Raw genomic sequence first — 16,011 nt, forward strand, 5'->3', positions numbered from 1 at the left:
GCGACAACGAGCCGCTTCTTTCCGTGCACAACATGGAGAAGCACTTCCCCGTCACCAAGGGCCTGCTCAAAAGGCAGGTCGGCGCCGTCAAGGCGGTCGACGGCATCGACTTCGAGGTGTTCAAGGGCGAGACGCTCGGCCTGGTGGGGGAGTCCGGCTGCGGCAAGTCCACCACCGGGCGGCTGGTGACCCGGCTCCTCGAGCCCACCGCCGGCAAGATCGTCTTCGAGGGCGAGGACATCACGCACATGTCGCAGGGCCGGCTCAGGCCGCTGCGCCGCGACATGCAGATGATCTTCCAGGACCCCTACTCGTCGCTCAACCCGCGGCACACGGTCGGCGCGATCGTCGGCGCGCCCTTCCGCATCCAGGGCGTCAAGACCGAGAACGGCATCAAGAAGGCCGTCCAGGACATCCTGGAGCTGGTCGGGCTCAACCCCGAGCACTACAACCGCTACCCGCACGAGTTCTCCGGCGGGCAGCGCCAGCGCATCGGCATCGCCCGCACCCTCGCGCTCAAGCCCAAGCTGATCATCGCCGACGAGCCCGTCTCCGCGCTCGACGTGTCCATCCAGGCCCAGGTCGTCAACCTGCTCGAAGACCTGCAGAACGAGCTGGACCTGACCTACGTCGTCATCGCCCACGACCTGTCGGTGGTGCGGCACATCAGCGACCGCGTCGCCGTCATGTACCTCGGCAAGATCGTCGAGATCGCCGACCGCAAGCGGCTGTACGAGTCGCCCATGCACCCGTACACCAACGCGCTGCTGTCCGCCGTGCCGGTGCCCGACCCGAAGTCGCGCAAGGATCGCGAGCGCATCCGCCTCGTCGGCGACGTGCCCAGCCCGCTCAACCCGCCGCCCGCCTGCCGCTTCCACACCCGTTGCTGGAAGGCTCAGGACATCTGCAAGCAGGTCGAGCCGCCGCTGGCTCAGCTGGCCGACGGCCACCGGGTGGCCTGCCACTTCCCGGAGAACGCCCCCGAGCAGGCGCCGAGCACCCCCGCCGTCACGACCGGCTGAACCCCGCCGCGCCGGGCGTCCTCTAGGAGATGGCGCCCGGCGTGATCAGGCCCGTCTCGTAGGCCAGCACCACCGCCTGCACGCGGTCACGCAGGCCCAGCTTGGTCAGCACGTTGCCGACGTGCGTCTTGACCGTCGTCTCGCTCACCACGAGCTTGGCCGCGATCTCCGCGTTCGACATGCCCTTGGCGATGAGCCGCAGCACCTCGAGCTCCCGCTCCGTCAGCCGGTCCAGCCGCGCCGGCGCCGCCTGCTCGTACGCCGAGGGCAGCCGCGTGGCGAACCTGTCGAGCAGCCGCCGCGTCACGCTCGGCGCCACGATCGCGTCGCCCGCCGCGACCACCCGGATCGCCTGCACCAGCTCGTCCGGCGGCACGTCCTTGAGCAGGAACCCCGACGCCCCCGAGCGCAGCGCCTCCACGATGTACTCGTCGAGGTCGAACGTCGTCAGCACCAGCACCTTCGGCACGTGCGCCGACGGCGCCGCCTCCCGCACGATCCTGCGGGTCGCCTCGATGCCGTCGACCCCGGGCATCCGGATGTCCATCAGCACCACGTCGGGCAGCAGCGCCCGTGTCTGCTCCTGCGCGTCCTTGCCGTCGCCCGCCTGCCCCACCACCGTGATGTCGGGCTCGGCCTCGAGTATCAGGCGGAAACCGGTACGCAGCAGCGGCTGGTCGTCCACCAGCAGCACTCTGATCGTCATTGGCCGTCCTTCAACGGGAGCCTCGCCCGCACCTCGAAACCGCCCCCCGGTAGCGGACCGATGTTCAGGATTCCACCATAGAGGGCCACCCGCTCACGAATGCCCACCAAACCATGCCCTGACGGCGACGACAGCTCCATCTCCTGCGCCGCCCCCTTTCCGTCGTCCTCCACCCGCACGTCCAGCTCGTACGGCTCGTACCGGATCGTCACCACCGCCTCCGCCCCCGCGCCCGCGTGCCGCAGGCTGTTGGTCAGCCCCTCCTGGACCAGCCGGTACGCCGCCAGGTCCACCCCGGCGGGCAGCACCACCGGCTCGCCCTCCACCCGCAGCCGCGTCGGCAGCCCCGCCTCCCGCATCTGCTCCACCAGCGACGGCAGATCCCGCACCCCCGGCTGCGGCCCCAGCTCCGCCCGCGCGTCGGCCCTGGTGTCGGTACGCAGCACGCCCACGATGTTACGCATCTCCGTCATCGCCAGCCGCCCCGTGTGCTCGATCGCCGACAGCGCCTCCCGCGCCAGATCGGGGTCCGAGGCCAGCACCCGCCGCGCGGCCGCCGCCTGCACCGTCATCACGCTCACGTGGTGGGCCACCACGTCGTGCAGCTCACGCGCGATCCGCGACCGCTCCTCCGCCCGTGCCGCCCGCGTGTCGGCCGCGTGCGCCCGCTCCAGCCGCGCCGCCCGGTCCTTCAGCTCCTCCAGGTACGCCCTGCGCAACCGCAGGCTCCGGCCCGCTCCCCACACCGCCACCAGCACCACGGCGGTCACCACGTACTCGCTGGCGCTGCCCACCCTGACCGGGCTCGACACCGCGCCCGCCAGGTACGTCACCAGCGACAGCAGCAGCCCCGCCAGCGCGATCGCCAGCCCTCGGTAGGACGCCACCGAATACAGCAGCACGATCCCCGCCAGGCTCGACATGCCCGTGCCGTAGCCGAGCCCGTTGAGCAGCGTCTCCGGCACCAGCCCCGCGCACAGCGCCGACAGCGGCCAGCGGCGGCGCACCGCCACCGGCGCCGACGCCGCCACCAGCAGCAGCGCCCCGAACACGTCCGGATGCCGCATGCCCTCGACCGGAATCCCCTCGGCCTGCAGCCGATCGGGCCCGTACAGCGCGTACAGCGCCACGGAGGCCACTGCCACCACCCCGGCGAGCACCGTGTCGTGGAGCCTGCTCCGATCTATGCGCACCGCTTCACTGTAAGACCAGGTGAGAGCCTGGAACCTCCTACTCCGGGAGGATTAGCACTCCTGGAGGACCAGCCCTCCAGGAGGACGAGCACTCGGAGGGCGGGCGCTCGCGGACCAGCGCTTCGCGGACGTGCGCCTTTTGCGGACGTGCGCTCTGAAGGGCGGGCGCGGCCTACAGCTCGTCCGTGGCCGAGCGGCGGCTGCTGCGCACCGTGTCGCCCGGCTGACGGTCGGGCACCGGCGGCGGCGTGCCCCCGAACTCCGGGCACAGCGCCTGATGGTCGCACCAGTCGCACAGGCGGCTGCGCCGCGCCCGCCACTCGCCCGTCACCAGCGAGCGCTCGATCGCCGCCCACAGCGCCATCACCTTGCGCTCGGTGGCCAGCAGGTCGGCCTCGTCCGGCGCGTACCGCAGCACCTCTCCCTGCCCGCCCAGGTAGACGAGCTGCAGCAGCCGCGGCACGCTGCCGCGCAGCCGCCACAGCACCAGCGCGTAGAACTTCATCTGGAACAGCGCCTTGGCCTCGAAGTCGGGCCCCGGCGCGCTGCCCGTCTTGTAGTCGACCACCCGGACCTCGCCCGTCGGCGCCACGTCGAGCCGGTCGACGTAACCCCGCAGCATCAGCCCCCCGTCGAGCACCGCCTCCACGTACAGCTCCCGCTCGGCCGGCTCCAGCCGCGTCGGATCCTCCAGCGTGAAGTAGCGCCGCAGCATCTCCCGCGCCTGCCCCAGCCACTGCGCCTGCTCCGCCTCGTCGGCGAACATCCGCGCGTACTGCGGGTCGTCGGCCAGCAGCCGCTCCCACTGCGGCTCCAGCAGCTCCAGCGCCGCCTCCACCGAGCGGCCCGGCGCCGGCAGGTCGTAGAGCCGCTCCAGCACCGCGTGCACCACCGTGCCCCGCACCGCCGCCTGCGACGGCTTCTCCGGGAGCTGGTCGATCACCCGGAAGCGATAGAGCAGCGGACACGTCATGAAATCGCCCGCCCGGGACGGGGAGAGAGCTCCGATGATCACCGGCTCGGTCAACGTCATGCACCGCACTCTAGGTCAAGACCCCGACAGAATAACCGCCGCGGAACGAGGATCACGTGATCGGGCGCGTAGCATCAAGGCAGCAACAGCACGTAATGGACGTTCAAGGAGTGCGGTGAGCGAGCAGAGCCCGCGGCAGGAGTCCTCAGGCATCCGGATGGGGAAGCCGTTCGGCATTCCGGTGTACGTCTCATGGACCTGGTTCCTCGTGGCGGCCTTCATCACCGTCATGTTCGGGCCGCAGATGCGTCAGATGCTGCCCCAGCTCGACGACTTCGCCGCCTACGGGGTGGCGTTCCTGTTCGCGGTGCTGCTGTACGTCTCGGTGCTGCTGCACGAGCTGGCCCACAGCGTGCTGGCCAAGGCGTACGGCCTGCCGGTGCGCAGGATCACCCTCTACCTGCTCGGCGGCGTGTCGGAGATCGAGAAGGAGCCGCCCACGCCGGGCAAGGAGTTCATGGTCGCCGCCGCGGGCCCGGCGCTCTCGCTCGGCCTGGCCGGGATCGGCCTCGTCGCCGACGTCTACCTGATCAACGACGGCGGCATCCTCGAGGTGCTCACCTGGCAGCTGTGGTTCGCCAACCTCATCGTCGGCGTGTTCAACCTGCTGCCAGGGCTGCCGCTCGACGGCGGCAGGATGCTGCGCGCCGGCGTGTGGAAGGTCACCCGCAACCCCGGCTCCGGCACCGTCGTGGCGGCCTGGGGCGGGCGCGTCCTGGCCGTGCTGCTGGTGGCGTTCCCGATCGTGAGCATGCTGTCCAGCGGGCGGGAGCTCGACTTCACCAACGTCATCTGGCCGCTGGTGCTGGCCTCGTTCATCTGGATGGGCGCCAGCCAGTCGCTGCGCGTCGCCAAGATCAGGGCCAGGATCCCGCAGGTCAACGCGCGCGCCCTGGCCCGCAGGGCGATCCCGGTGACGGCCGAGACGCCGCTGTCGGAGGCGCTGCGGCAGGCCACCGAGCAGCGGGCGGGCGCGCTCGTCGTCGTCGACCACGACGGCAGGCCGCTGGCCATCGTCAGCGAGGCCGCCGTCCAGGCCACTCCCGAGCACCGCCGCCCCTGGGTGAACGTCGGCTCCCTGGCCAAGTCCCTAGAGCCCCAGATGGTGCTCGCCGCCGGCCTGACCGGGGAGCCGCTCATCGACGCCATGCGCGAGGCTCCCGGCAGCGAGTACCTGCTGGTCGAGGACGGCGGGGAGATCTACGGCGTGCTGTCCACGGCCGACGTGAACAGGGTTTTCACCGGCGTCTGATATGTCCCACTCGTTTAACCGTCGGCCCCTCGATAGGGTCGTGTCCAGCAGTTTCGGGTGGCCGGAGCCAACCCCCGCGATTTCTGCGATGCCACGCCTGGCCGATAGTGTTCTGTTTGGCCAAACTTGCACAGTTGAGGGGTTTGTTGCGGGTCCACCGGTTCACCGAATCGAGACGAGGGGGCCGCGACACGGCCTCGTCGGCTGGGTATGCGTATGGCTGGTGGCCGGCACGGCAGTGCGGGTGCCGTAACAACGCCGGCTTCCGGGGAGGAGAGTTGAGTGACCGAGCGCAGCGAGGGCACCGATGAGCGCAGCACGGTCGTCATGAGGGAGGACGCATGACCGACCAAGGCTTCGGAGTGGTGCGTCCGCTTCCTGGAAACGGGCTTGTCGCCTACGAGGGCGGGCTGCTGCTGGTGTGCGACTCGGCCGAGTCGGCCGCCGACGCCCTGATCGAGGCGCTGCGCGAGACCGCCGCCTCCGGCGGCGACGGCCGGGCGCTGGCCCGCCGCGCCGCGCAGGTGCTCGCCGCCAACATGGCCTCCGACCCCGCCACCTGCGCGGTCGCCGGCCCCGTCGGCGGCGGCGTCGCCGTCCTGGTCAGCGGCTCCGCCTCGGCCACCATCGTCACCTCCGGCGGCGAGACCCGCCTGGCCGGCAGCGACTCCCTCACCTGGGCCGACCGCCTCGTCAGCGGCCCGGTCGAGCGCGTCGAGCTCAGCCTTCCCGGTGCCGGCAGCCCCCACCCCGCCGTCCGCTTCGCCGGCGGCATCGTGCACGGCGGCGGCCTCGTCGGCGACCTCACCGGCGAGTTCGCCGCCCGGCCCGCCGCCCCCGCCGAGCCCAGGCTGCTCACCAGCGAGCTGCCCGCCACCGGCTTCCACCTCGAGCCCGACCTCGTCCAGCCCCAGCCCCAGCAGCCCCAGCAGCAGCAGCCCGTCGAGCGCCCGCCGTACCCGATGGCCGACCAGCCGCCCATCGTGCCCGGCCCGCCCTCCGGCCCCCAGCCGATGGAGCCGCCCGCCTACCACACGCCGCAGGAGCCGCCGCCCTACCTGCCGCCGCAGGAGCCGCTCTACCAGCCCGCGCAGGAGCAGCCGCCGCCGCTGCCCGAGCAGCAGCAGTTCCCCTCCTACGACGAGCCTCCCCTGTCCGGCAACGGCATCGGCGAGCCGGTCGGTCAGCACATGGGCCCGCCCGACCACTACGACCCGCCCGCGCCGCCCGTGCTCGGCCCGCCCGACCACTACGACCAGCCGGGCCCGCCGCAGCAGGAGCAGCACCCCGACCACGGCGAGCGGCCGCTGGTCTACGGCGTCGACTGCAAGAACGACCACTTCAACGACCCCCGCGTGCCCTACTGCGCCGTCTGCGGCATCGCGCTGGTGCAGCGCACGCTCGTCCCCTACAAGGGGCCGCGGCCCTCGCTCGGCGTGCTCATCCTCGACGACGGCACCGCGCTGCCCCTGGAGAGCGACTACCTCCTCGGCCGCGACCCCGAGCGGGCGCCTGAGGTGGCCGGCGGCACCGCCAGGCCCGCCAAGGTCACCAGCCCCGACGGCTCTGTCTCGCGCCGCCACCTGCGGGTGGCGCTCGACGGGTGGGACGTCAACCTGGTGGACCTGGGCTCCGTCAACGGCACCCAGATCCAGCCGCCCGGCGACCCCAACTTCTACGACATCCCGCCGAACGAGCCCGTCACGATCGCCCCGGGGACCACGGTCCGCGTCGGGGTGTCCCGGACGCTCCGCTTCGAGGCGCACCGGGGATAGCTTCGCCTCGCCCGCGTCCCGGAGGTGGGGCGCGGGCGGCCGCGGAAGGAGCGGCAGGACGGCCGCATGCCGCTCCGCCGCGCCCGTCGTGCGGCCGCGCTCGCCGCGGCCCCGGTAGGTTGCGCCCTTGCCCGCCGTCGGCCGCCTGGCCTCTCGCCGCGCTCGCCGCGCCCGTCGTGCGGTCCTGCTGTCGTGCGGTCCTGCTGTCGTGCGGTGCCCCGGTTGGTACGGTGCCGCCGGCTCGGCGCGGTGGTGCTCAGGGGGCGTCGGACGGTGCCAGGAACTCGCGGGCGCCCCGGAGCCGGGTGCTCAGCCGCTGCTGCGTCGCCGAGCAGTCCAGCCGCAGTTCCAGCGGCCCCGGCACCCCGGAGCCTGCCCGGCGGCCGGTGCGCAGGCGGGCCGCGTCCAGGCCGTCGCGGCGGGCGACGAGCACGCCCAGCTCGTACCGGCTCACCGCGTCGGCGCCCGCCACGTGCAGCACGCCGGACAGGCCGCCCACCGCCGCCTCCACCAGCGCCGCCGCCAGGTCGCCGACGTGGACGGGACAGCGCACGTCATCGGTGAACAGCACCCCCTCACCCGCCCCCGTCGCGAGCGAGCGCACCAGCGCCTCGTGCCCCGATCGGCCGTGCCCGAGGATCAGGGACGTCCTGGCGATCGCGGCCTCGGGCAGCACGGCGCGCACGGCCGTCTCCGCCGCCGCCTTGGCCGCCCCGTACGGGGTGATCGGGTCGGGCGGGCACGTCTCGTCGTACCATTTCGCGGCCCCGGAGAAGACCACGTCGCTGGAGACCTGCACCAGCCGCCCGCCCACGCGAGCCACCCCCGCAGCCACGTTCGCGGCGCCCTCCGCCGTGATCGCCCAGTCGCCCTGGCGGTAGGCGGCGTTGATCGTCACCTCCGGCCGGAACGTGTCGATCGCGGCGGCCACGTCCCGCCTCTCCCGCACGTCCACGCGCAGCCACGTCGCCTGTGCGCGCTCTCCGGGCCGGCTCAGACAGGTCGCCGCCACGTCGTGGCCCTCGGCGGCGCAGCGCCGTACGAGCTCGCCGCCGAGGAACCCGCTCCCGCCCACGATCAGCATCTTCACGACCGGCCACGTTACCGGAGCTCGCCGCGGAATCCAGACGGTGATCACTTACTGAGCTTCTCGCGGCATTTAGGCAGAAAGGCGACAAAGGGCCATAAGGAGGTTGTGCGGGAGGTGCGAGCCGGCCCGATGAGGTGTCCATCGATCCCGATGAGGTGTCCGGCGATGACGTGACGCGTCCGCGTGTGAGGCCCCGTCGTCACGCGGCCGGGCGTGCGCGAGGCGAGGTGGGTGAGGCGTTTCCGGAGTGCGGCGCAGGGGGGCTCGTCGCGGGCGAAGGCCCGGAACCGCGGTTTCCGGCAGGGGTGTGGGCGGCGGGGAAGAGGCGGCGGAGGTTGTATTCCGCCTAATCGTGAAATGTCGGCAATATTTCGCCCGGCCCACTAAATCGTGAAGATCCTTCGGATATCTGGAGCGTGGAATGGTGCCGGAGAAGGCGTCAACGCGCCCTCGTACCGGCCGCCCCATTCCCCGGGATCCGGCCTGCCTCGAAACCGGGCGATCACGGCGGGACCGGTCGGAAAGCCCGTACGCCCCGCAACAGACGCACCGCCGCCTCACACCCGCTGGCCGCCTCCATCGCCCGCCCCGCCGCCGTCGCGAACCGCCCCAGCAGATGCTCGTCCCCGTCGCAGAACCCCCGCCCCGCCACCCACACGAACGTGTGGTCCCGCGCCGCCACCGGCACCGGCGTGGCCAGGAAGCCCGGCTCGCCCATCGAGACGTCCGGCGGCAGCCGCACCGCCTCGCAGGACGCGGCCAGCTCCTTCAGCACCCCCGACTCCACCAGCCACTGCCGCAGGCGCAGCGGGTCTCCGGGCGGTGTGTGCACGTGCACCGGGCACGCCTCCTGCCGCAGCGCGTCCACCCGGACGAACCCGGCATAGGCGGTGCCCGCGACGGCGGCGGCGGTGCGCGCCAGCCGGTCGGTCAGCTCCGCGGCCTGCAGGCAGGAGAACGCGGAGAGGAGTTCGCGCATGGCGACGTCGACACGGTTGTATGGCATCGCGAGATCCCCTCGGAGGCGGAGGGGGCGAGATCGCGCAGCCCGATCGCGCGAAACTCGCCAGCGGGTGCCCTGACTATCGCCCTCGACGCGGCCCTTGACTACCCCTCAACAGGAAATCAGGATTTTTGCCAATTTCGGACCAGCCGTCCGTCCCGCCGCAACACCGCCGTGATCCTCCGGCGGGCCACAGCGTTCCCACGACGGCGATCGCGCCCCAGCGGGGCCCAACGCGCCCCCGGGGCGGGCGCCCGCCCCGCGGGCTACGCCGGCCGCAGCCGCGCCCACTGGACGTCGTCGGCCCGCGTGCCGTCCGGCCGCGGCAGCAGCTCCCGGTGCACGCCCTCCCGCAGGAACCCCGATCGTTCCAGCACCGCGTGCGAGGCCGTGTTGTCCGCGTCGGTGCCCGCCACGATCCGGTGCAGGGCCGTACGCGCGAACGCCCAGTCCACCACCAGCCCGACCGCCCGCGTCATGAAGCCGCGCCCGCGGAAGCCGGGCAGCAGCGAGTAGCCGACCATGGCCTGGCCCAGCGCCGGCACCACCTGCATGAGCTGGATGTGCCCGGCGAACGCCCCCGAGCCCGCGTCCCTGACCGCCATCTCCGCCCGCTGCCCCGACAGCCACCAGTAGCCGGTGTACCGGCAGCGCCGTTCGGCGTCCTCCAGCGAGGCGGGCGGCGTGACCGAGTACGCCGCCACGCTCGGCTCGGCCATCATCCGGTGGTAGTCGGCGGCGTCGCCGGGCGCCATCGGCTCCAGCCGCACCACGCCGTCGTCCAGCGCCCCGCCCTCCAGCAGTGGCAGGAACGGCTCCACCGCCGGCGCCGCCTCCCCCCTGAGCCTGGCGAACACCACGTAGTCCGCGAAGCGCCCGTCGCGCAGCCGCCTGGCCTCCCGCCGCAGCCCCTCCTCGCGGAAACCCGCCCGGTACGCGGCCCGCAGGCACGCCACGTTCTCCACCTCGGCCTGCAGCTCCACCCTGCGCACCCCGTGGTCGAGCGCCCAGTCGGTCAGCGCCCGCACCGCCGTCGCCGCCACGCCCCTGCCGCGCGCCCACGGCGCCACCATGAAGCCCACGCCCGAGACGTCCCAGCGGTCCGGCGGCTCCAGCCAGACGAGCCCGGCGAACCGGCCGCCCTCCGTGACGGCGTACCGCGCACCGCCGTCCTGCCAGGCGCCCGCCGAGCGGCGTACGTGGTCGAGGGCGTGACCCGCCTCGTACGGCTGCGGCAACGACGGCACGAACCTGGCCGTCACCGGGTCGTCGCACATCTTCACGATCGCCTCGGCGTCGTCCTCCGCCGGAGGCCGGAGGATCAGGGAGCCGGACGAGATCACGTCACGCGGGAGCATCCCCCATAGATATCGCGCGTCCGGACGGGCTCGAAAGCCCTATAACCTTGCCGCCATGGGTTTCCGCAGGCATGGGCCATTCCAGGCAGGGGATCAGGTGCAGCTCACCGACCCCAAGAACAAGCGCCACACGATCACGCTCAAGGAGGACGGCGTCTTCCACACCCACAAGGGCGCCATCCCCCACAGCGACCTGATCGGGCAGCCTGAAGGCTCCGTCGTGCGCTCCTCCGGCGGCACCCAGTACCTCGCCTTCCGCCACCTCCTGCAGGACTACACGCTCGCCATGCCGCGCGGCGCGGCCGTCATCTACCCCAAGGACGCCTCGATGATCGTCGGCATGGCCGACATCTTCCCCGGCGCCCGCGTCATCGAGGCCGGCGTCGGCTCCGGCGCCCTGACCTGCTTCCTGCTGCGCGCCGTCGGCCCCGAGGGGCACGTCACCTCCTACGAGCGGCGCGAGGAGTTCGCCGACGTGGCGCGCAAGAACGTGGAGAAGTTCTACGGCGGGCCCATGGACGACAACTGGCGCCTGGTCGTCGGCGACCTGGTCGCCTCCATCGACGAGGTGGACGTCGACCGCGTCATCCTCGACATGCTGGCCCCCTGGGAGTGCGTCGACGCGGCCGCGAAGGCGCTCACGCCCGGCGGCGTGATCTGCTGTTACGTGGCCACGACGACCCAGATGTCCAAGACGGTCGAGGCGATTCGCGATCACGGGTGTTTCACCGAGCCGCATGCGTGGGAGACCCTGGTTCGCGACTGGCATGTCGAAGGGCTCGCCGTACGGCCCGATCACCGGATGATCGGCCACACCGGGTTCCTCGTCATCGCCCGGCGCATGGCCGACGGCGTGACCCCGCCGCCGCGCCGTCGTCGACCGAAGGGGACCACTGAAGAACTATGACAATTTGGCCACGAGGGTGCGTTGGTGCGTGACACGGGAACAGATCGCCGTGTTCATATGCTGGGAGTATTAAACGCACTATTGGGGATTATTCAACGAATACTGAATGTCACTCTACGAACACTGCCCGGCCAGGTTACGGAGGGGCCCGAGATAGGTAAGGTCCTTAGTAGTCGCCCTCGACTGGGAAGGAGGTGACGGGGCGTGGCAGCTCGCGATGATGCTGAGGCTCGAGCCGCGCAGCGCGAACGGGAGGTCGCTGATCTTTCAACACAGGTCTCCTTCCTCCAGGAGGAGATCACCGCGCTGAGGCGGAAGCTGGCCGAGTCACCCCGTCAGGCCAGGGTCCTCGAAGAGCGTCTCCATGAGGCACAGGCGAATCTCGCGGCCGTGACAGGCCAGAACGAGCGTCTGGTGGCAACCCTCAAGGAGGCCAGGGACCAAATCGTCGCACTCAAGGAGGAGGTCGACCGGCTGGCGCAGCCGCCATCCGGCTTCGGCACCTTCCTCGAGGCCAGAGAAGACGGCACGATCGAGGTGTTCACCGGAGGGCGCAAGCTCCGCGTGAACGTCAGCCCGGCCGTCGACGTCGACTCGCTGAGGCGTGGCCAGGAGGTCATGCTCAACGAGGCGCTCAACGTGGTCGAAGCACTCGGCTACGAAGAGGTCGGCGAGATCGTGATGCTCAAGGAACTGCTCGACGAGGGCAAGCGCGCCCTGGTGATCTCGCACGCCGACGAAGAGCGCGTCGTGCGACTGGCCGAGTCGCTGGTCGGCCAGCCCATCAGGGCAGGAGACTCGCTCCTGCTCGAACCTCGCTCCGGCTACGTCTACGAGCGCATACCCAAGTCCGAAGTCGAAGAGCTCGTGCTCGAAGAGGTCCCCGACATCTCCTACGAGGAGATCGGCGGCCTCATGCGGCAGATCGAGCAGATCAGGGACGCCATCGAGCTGCCCTACCTGCACGCCGACCTGTTCCGCGAGCACAAGCTCCGTCCCCCCAAGGGCGTGCTGCTGTACGGGCCGCCCGGATGCGGCAAGACGCTCATCGCCAAGGCCGTCGCCAACTCCCTGGCCAAGCAGGTCGCGGAGAAGACCGGCCAGTCCGGCAAGAGCTTCTTCCTCAACATCAAGGGCCCGGAGCTGCTCAACAAGTACGTCGGCGAGACCGAGCGGCACATCCGCCTGGTCTTCCAGCGGGCCCGCGAGAAGGCCTCAGAGGGCACCCCGGTGATCGTGTTCTTCGACGAGATGGACTCGATCTTCCGGACCCGAGGCTCCGGCGTGTCCTCCGACGTGGAGAACACCATCGTCCCCCAGCTGCTCTCGGAGATCGACGGCGTCGAGGGCCTGGAGAACGTCATCGTCATCGGCGCCTCCAACCGCGAGGACATGATCGACCCGGCGATCCTGCGGCCCGGCCGCCTGGACGTCAAGATCAAGATCGAGCGGCCGGACGCCGAGGCGGCCAAGGACATCTTCTCCAAGTACCTCGTCTCCGACCTGCCCCTGCATCCCGATGACCTCGCGGAGCACTCCGACTCCCGCGCGGCCACCATCCAGGGCATGATCCAGAGCGTCGTCGAGCGCATGTACACCGAGAGCGAAGAGAACCGCTTCCTCGAGGTGACCTACGCCAACGGCGACAAGGAAGTCCTCTACTTCAAGGACTTCAACTCCGGCGCGATGATCCAGAACATCGTCGACCGGGGCAAGAAGATGGCCATCAAGCAGTTCCTCGAAAGCGGCCAGAAGGGCCTGCGGGTGCAGCACCTGCTCTCGGCCTGCGTGGACGAGTTCTCCGAGAACGAGGACCTGCCCAACACCACCAACCCCGACGACTGGGCCCGCATCTCCGGCAAGAAGGGCGAGCGGATCGTCTACATCCGCACGCTCGTCTCCGGCAAGCAGGGCACCGAAGCCGGCCGGTCCATCGACACCGTCGCCAACACCGGCCAGTACCTGTAAACCCCTGGACGGCAGGGCCGAGCGGGACTCCCCGCCCGGCCCTGCCGCCTGTCCGGGCCCGTCCGCCGCCACGCCCGGCGACCGCGAGGACCCGCCGAACGTGCGGCGACACGGCCGATACGCATGCACACCTCCCCGATGAGGCGCACACTGGCCCTGTGACCACGTTCAAACGAGTAGACGTGCACGTCGAAGGCATCGTCCAAGGGGTCGGCTTCCGGCCCTTCGTCTACTCGCTCGCCAACCGGCTCGGCCTCGCCGGACGCGTGCACAACGACGTCAACGGCGTCCACATCGAGGTCGAAGGAGCACTCGCCGGCGTCGAGGAGTTCCTCACCGCGCTCGAACGCGACGCCCCCGCCCTGTCCGCCATCGAACGCGTCACCGTCGTCAGCGGCGAGCCCGCCGGCCACCGCGGTTTCACCATCGCCACCAGCGACCCCGCAGGCCCCCGCCGTGCCCTCGTCTCCGCCGACACCGCCACCTGCGACGACTGCCTGCGCGAGCTCGCCGACCCGGCCGACCGCCGCCACCGCTACCCGTTCATCAACTGCACCAACTGCGGCCCCCGCTTCACCATCGTCCGCGGCGTTCCCTACGACCGGCCCACGACCACCATGGCCGCCTTCGGCATGTGCGACGACTGCGCCCGCGAGTACCACGACCCCGGCGACCGCCGCTACCACGCCCAGCCCACCTGCTGCCCGGCCTGCGGGCCCCGGCTCAGCCTGCGCGACCCGCGCGGCACCGAGCTGTGCGGCGACCCCATCGCCTGCGCCGCCGTCCTGCTGCGGGCCGGCCGCGTCGTCGCCGTCAAGGGCCTCGGCGGCTACCACCTCGCCGTCACCGCCTCCGACGAACGCGCCGCCGCCGCCCTGCGCGGCCGCAAGCACCGAGAGGAAAAGCCGTTCGCCGTCATGGCCGCCGACCTCGCCCAGGCCCGCCTGCTCGCCGAGATCGACGACACCGCCGCCGCGCTCCTCACCGGCCGCGCCCGCCCCATCGTGCTGCTGCCCCGCCGCGACGCCGCCCCCGCCGGCGTCCCCACAGGCGCTCCCGCGGGCCCGCTCGCCGTCGCCCCGTCCGTCGTCCCGTCCGTCGCCCCGTCCGTCGCGCCGGGCAACCGCAGCCTCGGCCTCATGCTGCCCTACACCGCCCTGCACCACCTCCTGCTCGCCGAGCTCGCCGAACCGATCGTCCTGACCAGCGGCAACGTCTCCGACGAACCCATCGCGTACGAGGACGACGACGCGCTCACCCGCCTCGGCGGCATCGCCGACGCCTTCCTCACCCACGACCGCGCCATCCACCAGCGCACCGACGACTCCGTGATCCGCCCCCTGCCCGGCGCCATCACCATGCTGCGCCGCGCCCGCGGCTACGCCCCCGAGCCGCTCGCCCTGCGCCGGCCCGTCTCCGCACCCGTCCTGGCCTGCGGCGCCGAGCTCAAGAGCACCTTCTGCCTGGCCCAAGGGCGGCGCGCGTTCGTCTCCCAGCACATCGGCGACCTGGAGAACCACGACACCCTGCGCGCCTTCGCGGAGAGCATCGACCACTACTGCCGCCTGTTCGGCATCCGCCCGGAGATCGTCGCCCACGACCTGCACCCCGGCTACCTCTCCACCAGGCACGCCCTGGAGATCACCGGCGTCGAACACGTCGGCGTCCAGCACCACCACGCCCACATCGCCGCCTGCCTGGCCGACAACGGTGACCCGGGGCCCGTGATCGGCGTCGCCTTCGACGGGCTCGGCCACGGCGCCGACGGCACCCTGTGGGGCGGCGAGTTCCTCCGCGCCGACCTGGCCGGCTACGAACGCCTCGGCCACCTCGCCCAGGTGCCCATGCCCGGCGGCGCCGCCGCCATCAGGCAGCCCTGGCGCATGACCGCCGCCTACCTGCGCGACGACCACCCCGGGCTCGACGTCGCCCGGCGCAACGCCGAACGCTGGGACGACGCCCTCCACCTCGCCGCCACCGGGCTCGACTCGCCGCTCACCTCCAGCGCCGGCCGCCTGTTCGACGCCGTCGCGGCGCTGCTCGGCGTCCGCGACAAGATCACCTACGACGGGCAGGCCGCCATCGAGCTCGAACAGCGCGCCGAGCCCGCCGAAACCGGCGCCTACCCCGCCGCCGTCACCACCCCCGCCTCCGGCCCCCTGATCGTCGAAGGCGGCGACCTCGTCCGCGCCGCCGCCGCCGACCTCTCCGCGGGCGCCGATCCCGGCGTCATCGCCGGCCGCTTCCACAACGGCGTCGCCGCCGCCATCACCCGCACCTGCGTCGCCCTCCGGCAGAGCACCGGCCTGACCGCCGTCGCCCTCTCGGGCGGCGTCTTCCAGAACGCCCTCCTGCTCGACCGCACCGTCCAGCGGCTGCGCGCGGCCGGCTTCCGGGTGCTCAAGCACGTACGCGTGCCGCCCAACGACGGCGGCCTCAGCCTCGGCCAGGCCTCCGTCGCTGCGGCCACCCGCGACCGCACGTAACGGCCCGGCCCTCCGGACGGGGGCGAGGCCACCGGCCTGCTCTCGACCGCCTCGCTCGCCCCCGAGCGGTGGCTCGTCGGTGCGCACGAGCGAGGCGGCCCTGCGCGAGGCCCTCGCCTTGCGGGCGTGGCGCAGATTGCTCACGTGGCAGGTCGCTCACGTGGTGCGGGTTGCCGCGTGGCGCGGATGGCGTGCGGCGCGGATGGCGCGTGGCGACG

Annotated in this window: 12 protein-coding genes; 6 read left to right on the forward strand and 6 right to left on the reverse strand. The window is 71.9% G+C overall.

What is annotated here, in order from left to right:
• Window positions 1-32: 32 nt before the first annotated feature.
• Complete coding sequence (locus HD597_RS11955) at window positions 33-1,022, forward strand: ABC transporter ATP-binding protein (protein WP_253759318.1); 990 nt, start codon at window positions 33-35, stop codon at window positions 1,020-1,022.
• 22 nt (window positions 1,023-1,044) lie between these two features.
• Here HD597_RS11955 and HD597_RS11960 read toward each other — a convergent pair whose 3' ends face one another.
• The 3 genes from HD597_RS11960 to HD597_RS11970 form a co-directional block, all read right to left on the reverse strand.
• Complete coding sequence (locus HD597_RS11960; protein WP_043627946.1) at window positions 1,045-1,728, reverse strand: response regulator; 684 nt, start codon at window positions 1,726-1,728, stop codon at window positions 1,045-1,047.
• Window positions 1,725-2,921: a sensor histidine kinase gene (locus HD597_RS11965; protein ID WP_253742085.1), complete on the reverse strand. Its 1,197-nt coding sequence runs from the start codon at window positions 2,919-2,921 to the stop codon at window positions 1,725-1,727. The genes HD597_RS11960 and HD597_RS11965 overlap by 4 nt, the downstream gene beginning before the upstream one ends.
• Window positions 2,922-3,093: 172 nt before the next feature.
• Window positions 3,094-3,954 carry a RecB family exonuclease gene (locus tag HD597_RS11970; protein WP_253742086.1) on the reverse strand — a complete coding sequence of 287 codons (861 nt, stop codon included), beginning with the start codon at window positions 3,952-3,954 and terminating at the stop codon, window positions 3,094-3,096.
• Window positions 3,955-4,069: 115 nt separating this feature from the next.
• On the opposite strand from HD597_RS11970, the gene HD597_RS11975 reads away from it, so the two are divergent.
• Together HD597_RS11975 and HD597_RS11980 are read left to right on the forward strand one after the other, a co-directional pair.
• A complete protein-coding gene (locus HD597_RS11975) occupies window positions 4,070-5,206 on the forward strand; it encodes a site-2 protease family protein (protein ID WP_253742087.1) in 1,137 nt (378 codons plus the stop codon).
• 341 nt (window positions 5,207-5,547) lie between these two features.
• Window positions 5,548-6,981 (forward strand): FHA domain-containing protein, encoded by a 1,434-nt coding sequence (locus HD597_RS11980; RefSeq protein WP_253742088.1) that lies wholly within the window; start codon window positions 5,548-5,550, stop codon window positions 6,979-6,981.
• 256 nt (window positions 6,982-7,237) lie between these two features.
• Here HD597_RS11980 and HD597_RS11985 read toward each other — a convergent pair whose 3' ends face one another.
• The 3 genes from HD597_RS11985 to HD597_RS11995 form a co-directional block, all read right to left on the reverse strand.
• The gene (locus HD597_RS11985; protein WP_276083627.1) at window positions 7,238-8,065 is read right to left on the reverse strand and encodes an SDR family oxidoreductase; all 828 of its coding nucleotides are present in this window, start codon (window positions 8,063-8,065) and stop codon (window positions 7,238-7,240) included.
• 508 nt (window positions 8,066-8,573) lie between these two features.
• Window positions 8,574-9,077, reverse strand: a complete 504-nt coding sequence (locus tag HD597_RS11990; RefSeq protein WP_253742090.1) for a hypothetical protein — start codon at window positions 9,075-9,077, stop codon at window positions 8,574-8,576.
• Window positions 9,078-9,340: 263 nt separating this feature from the next.
• The gene (locus tag HD597_RS11995; protein WP_253742091.1) at window positions 9,341-10,432 is read right to left on the reverse strand and encodes a GNAT family N-acetyltransferase; all 1,092 of its coding nucleotides are present in this window, start codon (window positions 10,430-10,432) and stop codon (window positions 9,341-9,343) included.
• A 55-nt stretch (window positions 10,433-10,487) separates the two neighbouring features.
• Between HD597_RS11995 and HD597_RS12000 the strand changes: the two genes are divergently transcribed.
• The 3 genes from HD597_RS12000 (at window position 10,488) to hypF (ending at window position 15,793) form a co-directional block, all read left to right on the forward strand.
• Entirely contained in the window at window positions 10,488-11,339 is an 852-nt protein-coding gene (locus HD597_RS12000) for a tRNA (adenine-N1)-methyltransferase (protein ID WP_253742092.1), read from the forward strand.
• Between the two features lie 204 nt (window positions 11,340-11,543).
• Window positions 11,544-13,307 (forward strand): proteasome ATPase, encoded by a 1,764-nt coding sequence (gene arc, locus HD597_RS12005; RefSeq protein WP_253742093.1) that lies wholly within the window; start codon window positions 11,544-11,546, stop codon window positions 13,305-13,307.
• Window positions 13,308-13,465: 158 nt separating this feature from the next.
• Window positions 13,466-15,793 (forward strand): carbamoyltransferase HypF, encoded by a 2,328-nt coding sequence (gene hypF / locus HD597_RS12010; protein ID WP_253742094.1) that lies wholly within the window; start codon window positions 13,466-13,468, stop codon window positions 15,791-15,793.
• The last annotated feature ends 218 nt before the right edge of the window (window positions 15,794-16,011 follow it).

The sequence above is a fragment of the Nonomuraea thailandensis genome, assembly GCF_024172165.1.
GTDB lineage: Bacteria > Actinomycetota > Actinomycetes > Streptosporangiales > Streptosporangiaceae > Nonomuraea > Nonomuraea thailandensis.